Genomic DNA, 17,920 nt, shown 5'->3' with positions numbered 1-17,920 from the left:
GTCCTTATTGCCATTGGACACACCACAGGATGTTGACGTGGCTGTTTCACCACACACAATAGAAGGGATAGGAAGACCCTTATTCGCTTAGGCCCCGTTCTTCGTTAACAAGTTCCTGCAGTGCGTAAATTCAGGGCCTGTTTGTATAAACGGATACCTTGTTGGCACACGCGTTCGACGAGTGCCAACCGGTGCATGCATGCACGATTCGATGCATGCATGCACGCAATAAGCTCATGAGAGCAACGCGACGCGCACCGCGCGGGCGCGGTGGCAATGGGCCGCGGAACGCGGCCCGGAAGGATCAGAGACGGAAGCCGCTGCGCGTGCGCAATTCCCGCGATGCGGGCGAGGTCAATGCGCGTACGAATGCGGCCGCCAGTTCGGGCTGTTGCGCACGCGTGGCGACCGCGGCGGTGTAGACGGTGGCCAGGTCGTAGCCGGCCGGCAGATCGCCGACGTAAGACACTCCCGGCGTGTAGAGAATTTCCGTGGCCTGCGTGCAGCCCAGCACGCCCGGCACGTCGGCCGAGACCATCTCGCGCATGGCGGTGGCGCCGTTCGGGTATTCACGGACACGGTCGGCCATGTCGTCGGCGATGCCCAGCTTGCGCAGCACGTTGGCCACGTGGATGCCCGCGCTGGATTGCGTCAGGTTGGGTACGTACAGGCCCCGCGCGGCCAGCAGCGTGGCGCGCAAGGCGTCGCCGGTGGACACGTCGACGGCAGGATCGCCCTGGCGTATCGCCACGCCCGTGGCCACGCTGCCCAGCGGCTGCGCGCTGCCCGTCACGACGTGGCCTTGCCGCTCCAGCTCGCGGATCAACGCTTCCGACAGGATGAGCATGTCGCACGGTTCGCCGGCCAGCAGCCTGTCGCGCATCGTGCCCACCGCGCCGAACGCGGCATCGAAGACGCAGCCGTGTTCGGACTCGAAGGCGGGCTGCAGTCCGGTCGCCACCGCCTGCGCGGCGCCGCCGCTGAAGAATGCGAGTTTCATCGTCGTGATTCCTGGATCGGTAATGGAAATCCCGGCCTGGGGGTTGGGACGTCGCGGCGGCCAGGATGCGGCGCGGCGGCCATGAAGCGGAATCGTCTGGGGCTCATCCTTCCATCGCCTGCACGATGCGGTCGAAGCTCAGCGGCAGGTCGCGCACGCGCACGCCCAATGCGTCGAACACGGCGTTGCCCAGCGCGGCGGCGGTGGGGCCCAGCGAGGCTTCTCCGGCGCCCAACGAAGGATATTCGTCCGCCGGCAGCACCGCCACGTCGATCTCCGGGACATCGGAGAAACGCAGTATCGGATACTGGTCCCAGTTGTCGTCCAGCATGCGCGTACGGTCGAAATGCGCGGCCTCCATCAGCGCCCAGCTGACGGCCTGGATGGCGCCGCCCTCGATCTGCTGGCGCACGCCATCGGGACTGATCGCCAGGCCCACGTCCACCGCGATGTCCAGCCGGCGCACCCGCACCTTCTCCTGGACCTCGACCTCGGCCACGACGGCGCAATAGGCGCTGGTGTTCTTGTAGCGCGCGAAGCCGATGCCGCGCCCGTGTCCCTGCCCCGCCGGCTCGACGCGCGCTTGCCAACCGGCCTGCGCGGCGGCGGCCTGCAGCACCGCGATCGCACGCGAGTCGCGCAGGTGCTTCAGGCGGTACGCCAGCGGGTCCTGCCCGGCGGCCAGCGCCAGCTCATCCATGAAGGATTCGATGGCATAGACGTTGGCGTACGCGCCCAGCGCGCGCAGCGACGAGGTGCGCATGGGCACGTCCACCACGCGATGGCATTGCACGTGCATGCGGGGAAACGCATACAGGGGGTCGGCATTGCGATCCCCGCCCCCGCCGGCCGCCCGGGGCACGTCCGACGCGGCCACGCGCTCGAACGGCGGGTCGACGTACCAGGAGCCCAGCAGCGTGGGGGTGGCGCCGCGGCCTGGCCGCAGGCCATGCCCGGGGCTCCACGACTCATGGCGCCAGGCCAGCACGCCGCCCGCCTCGTCCACGTCCGCTTCCAGCTCCACCGCCATGGCCGGCCCCACGGGCGACCAGCACAGCTCGTCATGGCGCGACCATTGCACGCGCACCGTGCGGCCCTTGCAATGGCGCGCCAGCCAGGCGGCGTCGAAGGCCACGTCGTCCGCGCCGTTGTGACCGTAGCAGCCCGCGCCCTGCACGTGCTGAACCACGATGTCCGTCTCGGGCATGCGCAGGGCCAGGCCCAGGTCCTTGCGCAGGTTGTAGATGCTCTGGGTGTGGCTCCAGACCTGCACGGCCTCGTCCCGCCACAGCGCCAGCGCGCAGGACGGGCCGATGGAGCCATGCCGGATGAAGGGCCGCGAATAGGCGGCGCGCAGCGTGCGCGCGCCGGCCTGCGGCGGTGCGGGCTCGCCCAGTTCCATCGTGGTGCGCGGCAAGGTCTTCAACCAGGCCGGCAGGTCGTCCTGGTCGGGCAGCGCCCGCGGCTCCGTCCAGCGCGCCTGCTTCGCCAGCTGCGCGGCGGCCCGTTCGGCAAGCGCCTCGGTATCGGCCACGACGCCTGCCCAGGATCCGTCGCGCACCACGCACAGCACGCCGGGCCAGGCGGACACGTCGTCCGGCTGCCATCCGGCCAGCACCGCCCATGGCGAGGGCGGACGCACGATGCGCCCGTGCACCAGGCCCTCGGGCGCCAGGTCGTGGATGAACGGGAACTCGCCATGCACCTTGTCGGCGATGTCCGGACGCGGCGGCGAGCGGCCTATCACGCGGTAGTCCGCGCGCGGCTTGGGTGTCGCGCCGGGCTGCGCATCGCAGTCCAGCAGCGCGTCGTCGGCCAGCTCCCAGTACGAGGTCAATGCGGTATCGCCGTGGAGCACCACGCCTTCGCGCACCCGCAGTTGCCCTACCGGCACGCCATGCGACGCGGCCGCCTTGGACAGATAGAGGGCCCGCGCCAGCGCGCATACGTGGCGCAGCGCCGCGCCGGAATGCTGCACCGACAGGCTGCCCGAGGTGACGGCCTCGTCGGGGCTGACGCCCGTGCGCGCGGGCGCCATGCGCACCTGGGCCAGGTCCAGGTCCAGCTCTTCCGCCACGATCTGCGCCAGCGCATTCAGGATGCCCTGGCCCAGTTCGACCTTGCCCGAATACGCCTCGGCGTATCCGGCCGGCCGGATGCGCAGCCAAGCGCCCAGCCGGGGGTTGTTGCGCAGGCTGGGCGGCAGCTCCTGCGCGACGGCAGCGGTAGTGGGATGGCCCGGCGGCATGACGCTATTCCTGCTCTCGGGCCGCGCGCCGGATGGCGCGGATGACCCGGGGATGCGTGCCGCAGCGGCACAGGTTGCGCTGCATGCCGTCGCGGATGTCGTCCATGGCGGGACTCGGACAGCGCGCCAGCAGCGCGGCGGCCGAAACCAGCATGCCCGAGGTGCAGTACCCGCACTGGGCTGCCTGCTCGGCGATGAAGGCGCTCTGCACGGGATGCGGCGCCTGCCGCGAGCCCAGCCCTTCCGAGGTCACCACCTGCTTGCCCGCGACGGACCACATGGGCGTGTCGCAGGCCGGCACGGCATGGCCGTCCAACAGCACCATGCAGGCGCCGCATTCGCCCACGCCGCAGCCGTAATGGGTGGCCCGCAGGCACAGGTCGTTGCGCAGCACGTCCAGCAGCGTGCGGTCCGGATCGACGTGGATGCGACGCGCCACGCCGTTGACCTCGAAGGCGATGGCGCCGTGGTCCGTTGCGGTGTTGCTCATCAGGGCCTCCTGGCCGCGCCTATTCGGCCGTGATGCGCGCCGACTGCACGATCCCGCGCCACTTGGCGATGTCGTCGTTCAGATAGCGCGTGAACTCGGCGGGCGACATCCGCAAGGGCGACACGCCGCTCTTGGCCCATACGTCGCGCACCTCCTGCTCCTGCACGATGCGACCGATCTCGCGGTTCAGCAGGCTCACGACGTCGGGCGGCGTGCCCTTGGGCGCCAGCACGCCCAGCCAAATCGTGGCGGTGTAGTCGGGCAGGCCCTGTTCGGCCACGGTGGGCACGTCGGGCAGCACGTTGGACCGCGCATGGCCCGTGGTGGCCACCGCGCGCACCTTGCCCGTGGAGATCAGCTCGGTCATGGTGCTGACGGCATCGAACATCATGTCCACCTGCCCGCCCAGCACGTCGGTGCGCGCGCCGCCGCTGCTCTTGTACGGGATGTGCATGATGTCCACGCCGGCCATGCTCTTGAACAGCTCTCCGGCCATGTGGTACGGCGTGCCGGTCCCGGACGAGGCGTAGTTCAGCTTGCCCGGCGAGGCCTTGGCCTGCTTCACCACCTCCTGCACCGACTTGTAGGGCAGGCCGTTGCGCACCACCAGCACCAGCGGCGCCTCGTTCACCGGCGCCACGGCCACGAAGTCGCGCATCAGGTCGTAGGGCTTGTCCTTGAGCAGCGATTCGTTGACGGTCTGGGTATTGGACATCATCAGCAGCGTATAGCCGTCCGGCTTGGCCTTGGCCACATACTGCGTGCCGATGACCGCGCCCGCGCCGGGCCGGTTCTCGACCACGAAGGACTGGCCGGTGGACTGGCCCAGCCGCTGCGCCAGCACGCGCGCATAGACGTCGGCCGAGCCGCCCGCGCCGAAGGGCACGACGATGGTGACGGGATGGTCGGGATAGGCGGCCTGGGCCGCCGGGGCCAGCGCGGCGAGCGCCGGCAGGCACAGCGCCGCGCAAGCGGCGATGAAGGTACGCATGGTTGTCTCCTTGGGGGGCCGCTTCTGTGTGTTGTGATCCGCCGCGCCTCGCGGCCGTGGCGCGGCGTGGGTCGGGCTGGCGTCAGCCCACGGGGTTTTCCAGCGCGCCCAGGCCCTGGATCTCGATGCGCACGCGGTCGCCCTGCTTAAGGAAGCGCGGCGGCGCGAAGCCGATGCCCACGCCGGCCGGCGTGCCGGTGGCGATCACGTCGCCCGGCTGCAACGTGATGCCGGCGGAAATGGTCTCGATCAGCGTGGGAATGTCGAAGATCAGCTGGGCGGTGTTGGCGTTCTGGCGCAGCTCGCCGTTCACCCAGCACTTCACGTCCAGGTTCGCCGCGTCGACCTCGTCGGCGGTGACCACGTACGGACCCATGGGGCAATAGCCGTCCAGCGACTTGCCCAGGAACCACTGGCGATGCAGCTTCTGCAGGTCGCGCGCGGTGACGTCGTTGACGATGGTGTAGCCGAACACGTGCTTGAAGGCATCGGCCTTGCGGATGCCCCGGCCCGGCTTGCCGATGATGATGGCCAGTTCGGCCTCGTAGTCGATCTGGTGGGTGACGCCGGCATGCAGCGGGATGGTGTCGCCCGGGCCGGTGATGGTGGTGTACGGCTTGGTGAACACCACCGGCGCCTCGGGCGCGTGCTCGCCCTCTTTCGCGCTGCTGTCGAAGCCGGACTTGCTGAACTCGGCGGCGTGCTCGTGGTAGTTCTTGCCCACGCAGAAAACGTTGCGGCGCGGATACGTGATCGGCGCCAGGACCGGCACGCCGGCCAGGGGCCGGCCCTTGCCCGACGGCTTCAGGCGGCCGGCCAGGGCCTCGAAGTCGGCGGCCAGGTCGGCCAGGTCGCCGGCGAAGCCGGGCGCCAGTTCGGCCACGGGCCAGTATTGCCCCGCATCGGGGTCGACCACGGCAACGGTATGCTTGCCATCCAGGGAAAGATTAGCCAGTTTCATGAGCGATTCAAGTCCAATTGGGTTTTCTGTGGTTCCACTTTATCCGTCAATTGGACTTACAACAACCAATTTTTCGCCCATTAAAATCCAATTGGTACTACATTAAGCCGGTCGCATCATGCAGGAGAGCCCCATCGTGGATGAAGAAGTCGTCGAGCCGTCGGTCGGCCGAGCCGCGCGCGCCGAGGGCGCCAAGGCGCTGTCGCGTTACCTGTACGACGAGATGGTCAACGGGCGGCTGCGGGCGGGCGTGAAGCTGCCGCCGGAGCGCGAGCTGAGCCTGCGCTTCGGCGCCTCGCGAGGGGCGGTGCGGCGGGTGCTGTCGGAGTTCCGCGAACGCGGCCTGATCACGCAGGCGGTGGGCAGCGGCACCTTCGTGTCGGACGAGGTGGAGGCGCTGAGCCGCACGCCGTCGCGCGCGGCCGTGCTCGAGGCGGCGATCAGTCCGGCGGAACTGATGGAGGCGCGCCGGCTGATCGAGCCGCTGATGCCGGCGATGATCGCGCGCAATGCCACGGCGGCCGACTTCGCGGCGATGGACCGTTGCAACGACCAGGCCGAGGCGGCGCAAAGCATCGAGGAATTCGAGCACTGGGACGGCGCGCTGCATCGCGCGTTCGCGGTGGCCACCCACAATGCCTTCTTCCTGCAGATACTGGAGCTGACGAACCGTGCGCGCGAACAGGGCGAATGGGGCCGCCTGAAGCGCAACTCGCTGACGCCGCAGCGCCGCTCGGAATACGAGCGCCAGCATCGCGCGATCGTGGCGGCGCTGCGCGACCGCGATACCGCGAAGGCGTCGGGGCTGCTGATCGAGCACCTGGAACAGATCCGGCGCAACCTGTTCGGGGAATGACGCCGGCCCGATGGGCCGGACCCGCCGCGCCACGGGAGCCGCTGGAGCTCCGCGGACTCAACGGCCTTGCGCGCCGTCCTTCAGGCTCAGCATGCGCTCGACGTACCGCGCGATGGTGTCGATCTCCAGGTTGACCTGGTCGCCCGCGTGCACGTTGCGCAGCGTGGTCACCTCTTGCGTATGCGGGATGATGTTGATGCTGATCTCGCAGCCGTCGGCATCGTCGTCCACGCGGTTCACGGTCAGGCTGATGCCGTTGACGGTGACCGATCCCTTGTACGCCAGGTAGCGGGCCAGGTCGCGCGGCACGCGGATCACCAGCTCGCGCGATTCGCCCACCGGCGCGAAGCGCACCACCGTGCCCAGGCCGTCGACGTGGCCCGACACCAGGTGGCCGCCGATCTGGTCGCCCACGCACAGCGATTTCTCGAGGTTGACCTCGCCCGGCGCATGCAGGCCCACGGTGCGCGACAGGCTTTCCTGCGACACGTCCACATGGAAGCGGCCCGGCGCCGGCAGCGCGATGACGGTCATGCAGGCGCCCTGCACCGCGATGGAGTCGCCGATGCCCACGTCCCCAAGATCGAGGTCCGCGGCGTCGATGTCCAGCCGCACGCCGGCCTGCGCGCCGCCGGGCAGGGGTTCGACATTGACGATGCGGCCTACCGCCGCGACCAGACCGGTGAACATGATGGGATTCCTTCGAGGGTGTATGGGGGGATCAGGCCGCGCCGTCCTCGCCGGCCAGGCCGGTCTTGAGGGCCTGCCAGCGCGCCGCGACGCGGGCGCGCAGGCGCGCGTCGGCGCCCACGCGGGTGATGTCCGTGAATTCGAAACGGCGCGCGGCGTCCAGGTGGTCGATCATGGGCATGCGCACCATGCCCGCCGCGTCGCCCAGCAGCATGGGCGCCAGGTAGGCCACGATCTCGTCGATGCAATCGGCCGACAGCAGCGCGCCCGACAGGCCCGCGCCGGCCTCGACGTGCACCTCGTTGATGTCGTGCTCGCCCAGCCATTGCATCATGCCGGGCAGGTCGACGCGCTGCGGCGCGTCGGCCGGCATCAGGATGGTGCGCACGTTGCGGCGCGCCAGCCGCTCTGCCTTGGCCGGATCGGACCGGGCGGTGAAGACCAGCACCTCGGCGCCGTCGATCAGCCGCGCGTTCTCGGGCAGCGCGAAGCGCGCATCCACCACGGCCTTGCGCGGCGCACGCGAGGTGGCCACCTCGCGCACGCTCAGTTGCGGATCGTCGGCCAGCACGGTGCCCATGCCGGTCAGCACCACGCAGCTGCGCGCGCGCCAATGGTGGCCGTCGGCGCGCGCGGCCGGCCCGGTGATCCATTGCGACATGCCGTTGTGCAGCGCGCTGCGGCCGTCCAGCGACGCGGCCAGCTTGAGCCACGTCCACGGCGTGCCTCGCCGCATGCGCGCCACGAAACCGGGATTGAGCTCGAGCGCCTCGTCCAGGCACAGGCCCACCTGCACCGCGATGCCGGCCTCGCGCAGCCGTGCGAAGCTGCGGCCGTTGACCTGCGGATTGGGGTCGCCCATGGCCACCACGACCCGTGCCGGCCGCGCGGCCAGCACGGCGTCCACGCAGGGCGGCGTGCGGCCGTAGTGGCTGCAGGGTTCGAGCGTGACGTACAGCGTGGCGCCGGCCACCGCATGGCCGCGCATGGCGGCGTCGCGCAAGGCAACGACCTCGGCATGCGGGCCGCCCGGCGGTTGCGTGGCGCCCTCGCCAAGCACCTGCCCGTCGCGCACGATGACGCAACCCACCCGCGGATTGGGGGTGGTGGTGTAGAGCACGCCGCGGGCCAGCTCCAGCGCGCGCCGCATCCAGGCCGGGTCTTGGGGATCGGTGTGGGTCATGAGGCCTACGATTGTATGCCCGCCCCGTGCGCCGGGCGGCCACGCCCATCCCCGGCGCAGGGGAATGTCCGGATCGGTCCGGCGGCGGTCCGCGCACGACCTCGCGCGGGTATGCTGCCAAGGCGGACAATGGCCTTTCTCGCTCTTTCCGCCACCATTTCCACCGGACCCCACATGAAACAAGCCTTGATCGTGATCGACGCGCAGGAATCCTTCCGCCTGCGTCCTTTTTGGGACGATGCCGAATATCCGGCCTACGTCGCGGCGCAGCAGGCGCTGATCGACGCGGCCGCCGCGCGCGGCATCGCCGTGCTGCAGGTGTTCCACCAGGCCAGGAGCGACGATCCGGCCAACCCGTTCTCGCCCGCCTCCGGCCACGTCGTCACCCTGAGCGAACTGCGCATCGCGCCCACCGCGGTGTTCCACAAGACGGTGCATTCCTCGCTTTACGCGCTGGACGATGCCGGCGCCACGCTGCACGACTGGCTGAAAGCGCACGGCATCGAGGCCGTCACCATCAGCGGCCTGCGCACCGAGCAATGCTGCGAGACCACCGCCCGCCACGCGTCCGACGAGGGCTACAAGGTGCGCTACGCGCTGGACGCCACGCTGACCTTCACCATGCAGGACGCCTCGGGCCGCAGCTACTCGCCGCAGGAGATCCGCGACCACACCGCGCTGGTGCTGCAGGGCCGCTTCGCCGACGTGGTGCCGGCCGACCGCGCGCTGGCCTGACGCGTCCATGGTGCCGGTCTATTTCGTGGTGGTGCCGCGCATCGTGCTGCTGGACGTGGCGGGGCCGGCCGAGGCCTTTCGCGCGGCCAACAAGTTCGCGCCCGGCAGCTTCGACGTGCACTACTGCGGGCCGGAACCCGACGTGGAAAGCGGCTTGGCGGGCCTGCGCCTGAGCGGCCTGGAGCCCTTGCCGCGGCAGTTGCCTGCCCATGCGCTGGTCGTGCTTTCCGGCGTGGTCGGCGCCAGTCCCGACTGGCCCTCGCCCGCCATCCAGGACGTCGTGCGATGGCTGGCCGAGCGCCAGCCGGCCGATGGCTTCACGCTGATGTCGGTGTGCGCCGGCGCGCTGGTGGCGGCCTCGGCCGGGCTGCTGCACGGCCGCGAATGCACCAGCCACCATGCCTGCCTGGAGGCCCTGGCGCGCCTGGCGCCCACCGCGCGCGTGCACGACAACCGCATCTTCGTGGAAGACGGCCCGATGCTGACCAGCGCCGGCATCACCGCCGGCATCGACCTGGCGCTGCACCTGGTGGCGCGCGAATGCGGGCCGCAGGCGGCCGCGGCCACCGCGCGCGACATGGTGGTGTACCTGCGCCGCGCCGGCAACGATCCGGCGCTGTCGCCCTGGCTGGACGGGCGCAACCACCTGCATCCCGGCGTGCACCGCGTGCAGGACGCCGTGCTGCGCACGCCGGCGGCGGACTGGTCCGCCGGCACGCTGGCCGACCAGGCGCACACCAGTCCCCGGCACCTGAACCGCCTGTTCGCCGAGCACGCGGGCTGCACGCCCATGGAATACGTCTATCGCATCCGCCTGGCGCTGGCCAGCGAACTGATACGCGAGACGCGGCTGGACCTGGAACGGGTGGCCGAGCGCACGGGCTTCGGCTCGGCGCACCATCTGCGGCGCGTGTGGCGCCGGCACGCGCCGGGCTCGCCCAGCACGTTGCGGGCGGGCGCGGCGTAACGCATCGGGCGAAGCGGACCCCTCGGGGCCACGGCGGGCCCCACGGGGGGCTTACATCGGCCGCATCAACGCAGCCACAATCTCACCGTATCCCAGGCCCGTCCGGCGATGCCGGCCTGCGCCACGGGTTCCAGCGCCACCACCGGCACCTGCACCGTGGGCTTGCCGTCCACGCTGACCTGCACCACGCCCACGCGCTGGCCCTGGTCCAGCGGCGCGATCAGCGTGTCGGCGGGCTGCTCCAGCCGATCGATGCGCGAACCGGCCGGCACCGTCAGGAACACGTCGTTGGCGAAACCGGTCTTGACCGCCTCGCTGGCGCCCTTCCATACCTGGGCGTTGCCGGCCGACTGGCCTTTGGCATACAGGCGCACGGTGTCGAACGCGCGATAGCCCCATTCGAGCAGCGCACGGCTTTCCTGCGTGCGCACCTTGTCGGACGCCGTGCCGATCACCACCGAGATCAGGCGGCGCTGCAGCCCGCTGGCCGGCCGCTGGGCCGAGACCACGATGCAATAGCCCGCCGAGCTGGTATGGCCCGTCTTCAGGCCGTCGACGGTGGGATCCAGCCACAACAGGCGATTGCGGTTCGATTGCGTGATCTTGTTGTACGTGAACTGCTTCGTGGTGTCGTACTTGCGCGATTGCGGGAAGTCGCGCTGCAGGCGCGCGGCCAGCAGGCCGATCTCGCGCGCCGTGGTGTACGTCTGCGGGCTGGGCAGGCCATGCGGACTGGCGAAATGCGTGTCGTGCAGTCCCAGGGCCTCGGCCTGCTGGTTCATGCGCGTGACGAAGGCCTCGACCGAACCCGCGACAGCCTCGGCCAGGGCGATGGCGGCATCGTTGCCCGACTGGATCAGCAGGCCGGAGATCAGGTCGTCGACGGACACGCGGGTGTTCGGCTCGATGAACATTTTCGAGCTGTCCGCCGCCACCTTCCATGCGCGTTCGGACACCAGCACCTGCTGGTCCAGCGTGATCTGCTTGTTCTGCAGCGCCTGGAACACCAGATAGGCCGTCATGATCTTGGTCAGCGAGGCGGGCTCGATGCGCACGTCGGCATTCTGCGCGCCCAGCACCTGGCCGCTGGTGGCGTCCAGCAGCAGCCATGCCTTGGCCGTGAGCGCGGGCGGCTGTTGCGCAAGCGCCTGCAGGCCGCCGCCGGCAGGCATGGGTGCAGGCGCCGGCGCCGTCACCGCCGCGGAAGGCGGCGTGACGGCCTGCGCGGGCGCGCCGCACAGCGCGGCCAGGAGGGCAATGGCGCCGGTCGACGCCACGGTTCTTTTTCTGAAGGACATATCGTTGTAGGTGCTGCGTTTCTTCGGGGTGCCTGGCGCGTCAACCGTTCGCGCGCCAGCGCAGGTAGGCCACGCGTTCGTGCTCGTCGGCCAGGCGCAGCGCGCGCAGCCGCAGCAGGTCCTTGCGGCCCACCAGGCCCAGCAGCCGTCCGTCCTCGCGCGCCACGATGGGCACGCGACCGACGCCCGACAAGGCCATGCGGTCCGCAAGCTGGCTGGCTAGTTCGTCCGGATGGCCCGTGAAAAGTTCACGGCCGGCCAGCGCATCGGCCAGGCCGAGGTTGCCGTCCACGCCCTCGACGGTCCACGCCAGGCTGTCCGCGCGGGTCACCTCGCCCACCACCACGCCCCGCGCGTCGACCACCGGATAGCTGGTGTGGCGGCGTTCGAGCGTGGTGAAATGGTCGATGGCCTGCGCCACGGTCATGGTGTCCGGCAGGGTATGGACGTCGGTGGTCATGAGACTGCCGACACGGGTCAGGTCGAACGGGTCGACATGATACTCCCGCGATACGTGGTGGCCGCGGCGCGCGATCTTCTCGGTCAGGATGGAGCGCTTGAGCAGCAGCACGGTGACGCCATAAGCGCACATGCAGGTGGCCAGCACCGGCAGCATCACGCCGAAGTTGCCCGTGAGCTCGACCGCGAACAACGTGGCCGTCAGCGGCGCGCGCATCGTGCCGCCCATCATCGCGGCCATGCCCAGCAGGGCCCAGAAGCCCGGATCGGCGGCCGGCAGCAACGGCGTGGCCAATGCGCCCAGCGCGCCGCCGAAGATCAGCAAGGGCGCCAGCACGCCGCCCGACGTACCCGAGCCCAGCGACACCGACCAGATGGCGGCCTTGACCACCAGCAGCAACAGCACGGCGGTCAGCACCATGTCGCCGGCCAGCAGGTGGCGGATGTTGTCGTAGCCCACGCCCAGCGCGGCGGGCTCGACCAGCCCGCCCAGGCCGATGGCCAGGCCGCCCAGCGGGGGCCACCACATCCAGTGGATGGGCAGGCGCGCGAACGCGTCCTCGGCCGCGTAGACCATCGCGGTCAGCACGCCCGAGCCCAGGCCGGCCAACACGCCCAGCGCCACGCAGCCCAGCACGTGCGCGGCGCCCAGCGCCATCATGCCCTGGTACGCGAAGATGGGCGCACCATCCAGCAGCAGCGGCCGGCAGGCCGCCGCGGTGACCGCGGCCACGGCCACGGGCAGGAAGCTGCGCGGCTTCCATTCGAACAGCAGCAGCTCGACGGCCAGCAGTGTGGCGGCGACCGGCGTGGCGAACACGGCCGTCATGCCGGCGGCGGCGCCAGCCACCAGCAAGGCCTTGCGCTCGCCGGCGCTGACGTGGATCAGCTGGGCCAGCAGCGAACCGATGGCCCCGCCCGTCATGATGATGGGCCCCTCGGCGCCGAACGGGCCGCCGGTGCCGATGGACACGGCCGAGGACAGCGGCTTGAGCACCGCGACCTTGGGCTGGATGCGGCTGCGGCCGATGAGGATGGCCTCCATGGCCTCGGGGATGCCGTGGCCGCGGATCTTCTCGGATCCATAGCGCGCCATCAGGCCGATGATCAGGCAGCCGGCCACCGGCACCAGCACGGTCCACAGGCCGCACGGGCTGCCGTCGATGGGCAGCTCTTCCAGCGAGAAGCGGCCGTAATAGGCCAGGTTGGTGCACAGGGTGATCAGGCGCAGCAGGATCCAGGCGGCGCCCACGCCGGCCAGGCCGACGGGAATCGCCAGGCCCATGAGCAGCAGCACGCGGCGGTCGGCCGTGAAATCGCCCAGCCGTGCATGCGGCTTCAGGGCGGAAGCAGAGGATTTCATAGGGAGGGAAACGATGCCCGGCCGCCGGAATGGCGATCCGGAAAGATATATATCGTATCACGATATATATTAGAATCGACAGGTGCCCTCTTCCCCCCATTCTTCTCCGCGCCTGTCGCCCTCCGATTACGAACTGCTGGCGCAGTTCCGGCGCGGCCTGCGCGAGTTCATCTCGTTCAGCGAAAGCGCGGCCGCCGAGATGGGCCTGGCGCCGCAGCAGCACCAGGCCTTGCTGGCCATCAAGGGCACGCCAGGACGCGACGGGCTGTACATCGGGGAAATCGCCGAACGGCTGATGATCAAGCCGCACACGGCGGCCGAACTGGTGACGCGGCTGGTCCGCATGGACCTGGCGCAGCGCTTGCCCGATCCGGCCGACGGCCGGCGGGTGCAGGTGGTGCTGACGGCGCATGCCGAAGGCCTGCTGGAAGACCTGTCGGTGGCGCACCTGGAAGAACTGCGCGGCATCCGGCCGCTGCTGGCGCGCCTGCTGGACCGCTTCGACGACTCCCCGCGACAGGGCACGGGCCGCGCGGAATGACCCGCGCGCCGCCGGCCAGGCCCGCTGCGCCCTAGCCCTTGCGCAGCTTGTTCGGCAGCTTCGGGCCCTGCATCTCGCGGATGGCCTCGACGAATTCGCCGATGTCCTCGAAGCTCTTGTAGACGGACGCGAAACGCACGTAGGCGACCTTGTCCAGCTTCTTCAGTTCGGCCATGACCAGCTCGCCGATGCGCTCGCTGGGCACTTCGCGCATGCCGCTGGCCAGCAGGATGTCTTCGATGCGCGCCACGGCGCCGTCGACCTCGGCGGTGCTGACGGGACGCTTGCGCAGCGCCAGCGACAGGCTGCTGCGCAGCTTGGCGGCGTCGTAGTCGGTACGGCTGCCGTTGCGCTTGACCACCGACGGCATGGCCAGCTCGACGCGCTCGTACGTGGTGAAGCGTTTGTCACAGGACAGGCAGCGACGACGGCGGCGGATGGTGTCGCCTTCTTCCGAGACCCGGCTGTCGACCACCTGAGTATCGGCGTTGCCGCAGAAAGGGCATCTCATGCGGACTCCCGTGGGCAGTGATGCCGATATTGTAATGGGGACGGGAGCCCGGCGGCATACAAAACGCCGCCGGTCCCGCCCGGCCCGCACGGGGCCTGGCCGAACCGGCGGCGGCGCATCGGCAGGCGGCCATGGCGGCCGCCGCCGCTGGCTCAGCTGCCGTAGACGGGCAGGCGCTTGGTCAGCTCGTTGACGCGGGCGCGCACGGCGGCGATGTTCGCTTCGTCGCGAGGGTTGTCCAGCACGTCGGCGATCAGGTTGCCGGTGAGTTCGGCCTCGGCTTCCTTGAAGCCGCGGGTGGTCATGGCCGGCGTGCCGACGCGGATGCCGCTGGTGACGAAGGGCTTCTCGGGGTCGTTCGGGATGGCGTTCTTGTTGACCGTGATGTGGGCCTGGCCCAGCACCGCCTCGGCTTCCTTGCCGGTGATGCCCTTGGGACGCAGGTCGACCAGCATGACGTGGCTCTCGGTACGGCCGGACACGATGCGCAGGCCGCGCTTGATCAGCGTGTCGGCCAGCACCTGGGCGTTCTTGACCACCTGCTGGGCGTAGCCCTTGAACTCGGGCGACAGCGCTTCCTTGAAGGCCACGGCCTTGGCCGCGATGACGTGCATCAGCGGACCGCCCTGGATGCCCGGGAAGATGGCCGAATTGACGGCCTTCTCGTACTCGGCCTTCATCATGATGACGCCGCCGCGCGGGCCGCGCAGCGACTTGTGCGTGGTGGACGTGACGAAGTCGGCGTGCGGCACCGGATTGGGGTAGTGGCCGCCGGCCACCAGGCCCGCGTAGTGGGCGATGTCGACCATGAACAGCGCGCCGTTCTCGCGGGCGATGCGGCCCATGCGCTCGAAATCGATGTGCAGGGCGTAGGCGGACGCACCGGCCACGATCAGCTTGGGCTTGTGCTCGCGGGCCAGCTGCTCGACCTGCGCGTAGTCCAGCACCTCGTTCTCGTCCAGGCCGTAGGGCAGGAAGTTGTACAGCTTGCCCGACTGGTTGACCGACGCGCCGTGCGTCAGGTGGCCGCCTTCGGCCAGGCTCATGCCCAGCACTGTGTCGCCCGGCTTGAGGATGGCGTTGTACACGCCCTGGTTGGCCTGCGAACCCGAGTTGGGCTGCACGTTGGCGGCCTCGGCGCCGAACAGTTCCTTCAGGCGGTCGATGGCCAGCTGTTCGACCACGTCCACGTACTCGCAGCCGCCGTAGTAGCGCTTGCCCGGATAGCCTTCGGCGTACTTGTTGGTCAGCTGCGTGCCCTGGGCCTGCATGACGGCCGGGCTGGCGTAGTTCTCGGAGGCGATCAGCTCGATGTGCTGTTCCTGGCGGACGTCTTCCTTCTGGATGGCGGCCCAGACGTCGGGATCTACCTGGGAGAGGCTGAGGTTGCGGTCGAACATGGAGGGTTCCTGGATGGGTAAAAGAATGCCGGTGACGCTCGGATGACGGTTAGTTTAACGCGCCCCCGGACGGGATCTGCTCGAAAACCCTGCCCCCGCACCCGCTTTGCCCGGGATCGTTGCGCGATTGGCACCATTGCGCGAGGCGGGTTCATATCCGGCTTGAATCGGGTTCATACAACCGCGAATCGGGCCCGGATCCGCGTCCCGACGGCCTGGGATTTTCCCTGAGACGGGCCGCCGCGACGGGCCCGGCGAACCCGCGGGCCTCCTATGAAAGCCGCCAATTCATTAGCAGCGCTTATACATCACCATGCAACATTAATTGGAACTCGCCCGCTTCGCTCTTTACTGTGAAGCCCTGTCGAGCCATTCCCTCATCCCGCAAGGAGCTTTCCAGATGTCGCAGCAAGCCAACCCCGGTTCCGCGCAGATCCGCGCCACCCTCTCCGAAATCAAGGCGCTGTTCGACAGCGAAGGCGAGAACCGCGCCACGCTGGCCAAGACCCTGGACAAGCTGGTGGGCCTGGCCTCGCACAAGGATTGGTGGAACGCCGAGCGCTATCCCGCGCCCGAGCAGGGCGAGCTGCAGGCCCGCTACCTGATCCAGGAAGACGACGACAAGTCGTATGCGCTATACCTGAACGTGATGCGGCCCGGCAAGAAGATCGTGCCGCACGACCACACCACCTGGGCCTGCATCGCCGCCGTCGAAGGCGTGGAACTGAACTACACGTACGACCGCAAGGACGACGGCAGCGTGCCCGGCCAGGCCCGCATCGAGAAGAGCGGCACCGTGGTGGTCGAGCCCGGCACCGGCATCGCACTGATGCCCGACGACATCCACGCCGTGCACATCGAAGGCCAGGACGTGATCCGCCACCTGCACATGTACGGCCGCGCGCTGGAGACGCTGGATCGCCGCACGTCCTTCGACATGGACAAGGGCACCTGTCAGGTGATGGGCATCGGCGTGCAGACCCGCAAGTGAGCCGCGCGATGCCCAAGGACATGCACGCGCCCGACAGCGCCTTCCCGACCGCCCTGCTGCACGCGGGACGACCGCGCCAGGGATGGGTGAACACGCCCGTCACGCGCGCCAGCACCTATGTGTTCGACAGCGTGGCGCAATGGCGCGAGACGCGCCAGCGCCGTGTCCAGGAACGCGTGGCCTCGTACGGCGCGCGCGGCACCGACAGCACGTACGCCCTGGAAGACGCGCTGGTGCTGCTGGAAGGCGGCTACCGCGCCAAGGTGTTTCCGACGGGGCTGGCCGCCATCGCGATGGTGTTCCTGGCCTACCTGAAGTCGGGCGATCACGTGCTGATCACCGACGGGGTCTACGAACCGGCGCGCGCGCTGTGCGCGCAGAGCCTGTCGCGCCTGGGCATCACGCACAGTTTCTACAAGCCGGACGGTTCGGACCTCGCCCGGAAGATTCAGCCGAATACGGCCATGATCTACGCCGAGAACCCCAGCTCGCTGATCTACGAGCTGATGGACCTGCGCGCGGCGTCGGCGCTGGCGCGCAAGCACGGCTGCCTGCTGGCGGTGGACAACACCTGGGGCTCGGGCATCCTGCACCGGCCGCTGGCGCTGGGCGCGGACATCTCCATCATGGCCGCCACCAAGTATCTCAGCGGCCACGCCGACGTGATGATGGGCACCGTGGTCACCACGCAGGATGCGTGGCAGCCCATGGAGACCGCCCAGGTCAACTACGGCCAGACGGTCGGCGCGGACGACGCCTTCCTGATGCTGCGCGGCATGCGCACGCTGCATGTGCGGCTGCGCGCACACCAGGAGCACATGCGCGCCGTGGCGCAATGGCTGGCGCAGGATCCGCGCATCGCCCGCGTGTTCAGCGCGGAACGGGCCGAGGGCGCGCAGCGCGAGATCTACGCGCGCGACTTCGCCGGCAGCAACGGCCTGGTGTCGGTGGAGTTCGCCCCGTCGATCACGCCCGCGCGGATGGAATCCATGATCGACGCGCTGCGGTACTTCGGCATCGGGGCATCGTGGGGTGGCTACGAAAGCCTGGTCGTGCCCATGAACATGCCCTCGGCGCGCAGCCTGTCGTCGTGGGAAGGACGCGGGCCCATGTGCCGTTTCCACATCGGCCTGGAAGACCCGGCCGACCTGATCGCGGACCTGCGGCAGGCCTTCGACGCCCACCTTTCCTAGTCCCGCGCGCCGGGGATCCGGCGCGCCCACTTCGGTACCACCC

General features: G+C 69.5%; 17 protein-coding genes. 6 read left to right on the top strand and 11 right to left on the bottom strand.

Annotated elements, in window-relative coordinates; translation table 11 throughout:
- Window positions 1–304: 304 nt before the first annotated feature.
- From FS845_RS24125 to FS845_RS24105, 5 genes are all read right to left on the bottom strand, one after another.
- Window positions 305–1,000 (bottom strand): molybdate ABC transporter substrate-binding protein, encoded by a 696-nt coding sequence (locus tag FS845_RS24125; RefSeq protein WP_144640362.1) that lies wholly within the window; start codon window positions 998–1,000, stop codon window positions 305–307.
- Between the two features lie 103 nt (window positions 1,001–1,103).
- Window positions 1,104–3,248, bottom strand: a complete 2,145-nt coding sequence (locus FS845_RS24120) for a xanthine dehydrogenase family protein molybdopterin-binding subunit (protein WP_144640359.1) — start codon at window positions 3,246–3,248, stop codon at window positions 1,104–1,106.
- A 4-nt stretch (window positions 3,249–3,252) separates the two neighbouring features.
- Complete coding sequence (locus FS845_RS24115; protein ID WP_144640356.1) at window positions 3,253–3,738, bottom strand: (2Fe-2S)-binding protein; 486 nt, start codon at window positions 3,736–3,738, stop codon at window positions 3,253–3,255.
- Window positions 3,739–3,757: 19 nt separating this feature from the next.
- Window positions 3,758–4,729: a tripartite tricarboxylate transporter substrate binding protein gene (locus tag FS845_RS24110; RefSeq protein WP_144640351.1), complete on the bottom strand. Its 972-nt coding sequence runs from the start codon at window positions 4,727–4,729 to the stop codon at window positions 3,758–3,760.
- An 82-nt stretch (window positions 4,730–4,811) separates the two neighbouring features.
- Window positions 4,812–5,690, bottom strand: a complete 879-nt coding sequence (locus FS845_RS24105; RefSeq protein ID WP_144640348.1) for a fumarylacetoacetate hydrolase family protein — start codon at window positions 5,688–5,690, stop codon at window positions 4,812–4,814.
- Window positions 5,691–5,913: 223 nt separating this feature from the next.
- Here FS845_RS24105 and FS845_RS24100 point away from each other — a divergent pair, with 223 nt between their 5' ends.
- Window positions 5,914–6,546 (top strand): FadR/GntR family transcriptional regulator, encoded by a 633-nt coding sequence (locus FS845_RS24100; RefSeq protein WP_409929337.1) that lies wholly within the window; start codon window positions 5,914–5,916, stop codon window positions 6,544–6,546.
- A gap of 57 nt (window positions 6,547–6,603) precedes the next feature.
- Here the strand turns inward: FS845_RS24100 and FS845_RS24095 are convergent, their stop codons facing one another.
- Both FS845_RS24095 and ribD read right to left on the bottom strand, forming a co-directional pair.
- Window positions 6,604–7,236 carry a riboflavin synthase gene (locus tag FS845_RS24095; RefSeq protein ID WP_144640342.1) on the bottom strand — a complete coding sequence of 211 codons (633 nt, stop codon included), beginning with the start codon at window positions 7,234–7,236 and terminating at the stop codon, window positions 6,604–6,606.
- Window positions 7,237–7,267: 31 nt separating this feature from the next.
- Entirely contained in the window at window positions 7,268–8,419 is a 1,152-nt protein-coding gene (gene ribD, locus FS845_RS24090; protein WP_409929333.1) for a bifunctional diaminohydroxyphosphoribosylaminopyrimidine deaminase/5-amino-6-(5-phosphoribosylamino)uracil reductase RibD, read from the bottom strand.
- Between the two features lie 174 nt (window positions 8,420–8,593).
- On the opposite strand from ribD, the gene FS845_RS24085 reads away from it, so the two are divergent.
- Window positions 8,594–9,154 carry a cysteine hydrolase family protein gene (locus FS845_RS24085; RefSeq protein WP_144640339.1) on the top strand — a complete coding sequence of 187 codons (561 nt, stop codon included), beginning with the start codon at window positions 8,594–8,596 and terminating at the stop codon, window positions 9,152–9,154.
- 7 nt (window positions 9,155–9,161) lie between these two features.
- A complete protein-coding gene (locus FS845_RS24080; protein ID WP_144640336.1) occupies window positions 9,162–10,121 on the top strand; it encodes a GlxA family transcriptional regulator in 960 nt (319 codons plus the stop codon).
- A gap of 65 nt (window positions 10,122–10,186) precedes the next feature.
- Here FS845_RS24080 and FS845_RS24075 read toward each other — a convergent pair whose 3' ends face one another.
- Window positions 10,187–11,293: a D-alanyl-D-alanine carboxypeptidase family protein gene (locus FS845_RS24075; RefSeq protein ID WP_260986439.1), complete on the bottom strand. Its 1,107-nt coding sequence runs from the start codon at window positions 11,291–11,293 to the stop codon at window positions 10,187–10,189.
- Window positions 11,294–11,459: 166 nt separating this feature from the next.
- Entirely contained in the window at window positions 11,460–13,241 is a 1,782-nt protein-coding gene (locus FS845_RS24070; protein ID WP_144640330.1) for a chloride channel protein, read from the bottom strand.
- A gap of 82 nt (window positions 13,242–13,323) precedes the next feature.
- Here FS845_RS24070 and FS845_RS24065 point away from each other — a divergent pair, with 82 nt between their 5' ends.
- A complete protein-coding gene (locus FS845_RS24065) occupies window positions 13,324–13,782 on the top strand; it encodes a MarR family winged helix-turn-helix transcriptional regulator (RefSeq protein ID WP_260986429.1) in 459 nt (152 codons plus the stop codon).
- Window positions 13,783–13,813: 31 nt separating this feature from the next.
- Here FS845_RS24065 and nrdR read toward each other — a convergent pair whose 3' ends face one another.
- Together nrdR and glyA are read right to left on the bottom strand one after the other, a co-directional pair.
- Complete coding sequence (gene nrdR / locus FS845_RS24060; RefSeq protein WP_144640327.1) at window positions 13,814–14,293, bottom strand: transcriptional regulator NrdR; 480 nt, start codon at window positions 14,291–14,293, stop codon at window positions 13,814–13,816.
- A gap of 152 nt (window positions 14,294–14,445) precedes the next feature.
- Complete coding sequence (gene glyA / locus FS845_RS24055; protein ID WP_144640324.1) at window positions 14,446–15,693, bottom strand: serine hydroxymethyltransferase; 1,248 nt, start codon at window positions 15,691–15,693, stop codon at window positions 14,446–14,448.
- 400 nt (window positions 15,694–16,093) lie between these two features.
- Between glyA and FS845_RS24050 the strand changes: the two genes are divergently transcribed.
- Window positions 16,094–16,684: a cysteine dioxygenase family protein gene (locus FS845_RS24050; RefSeq protein ID WP_313960327.1), complete on the top strand. Its 591-nt coding sequence runs from the start codon at window positions 16,094–16,096 to the stop codon at window positions 16,682–16,684.
- A gap of 8 nt (window positions 16,685–16,692) precedes the next feature.
- Window positions 16,693–17,877 carry a trans-sulfuration enzyme family protein gene (locus FS845_RS24045; protein WP_144640767.1) on the top strand — a complete coding sequence of 395 codons (1,185 nt, stop codon included), beginning with the start codon at window positions 16,693–16,695 and terminating at the stop codon, window positions 17,875–17,877.
- Window positions 17,878–17,920 lie beyond the last annotated feature (43 nt).

The organism is Bordetella genomosp. 13, from assembly GCF_007679965.1.
Lineage (GTDB): Bacteria > Pseudomonadota > Gammaproteobacteria > Burkholderiales > Burkholderiaceae_B > Bordetella.
Note: the sequence above shows the minus strand (reverse complement) of the source record. Positions and strands in the feature narration are given on the sequence as shown.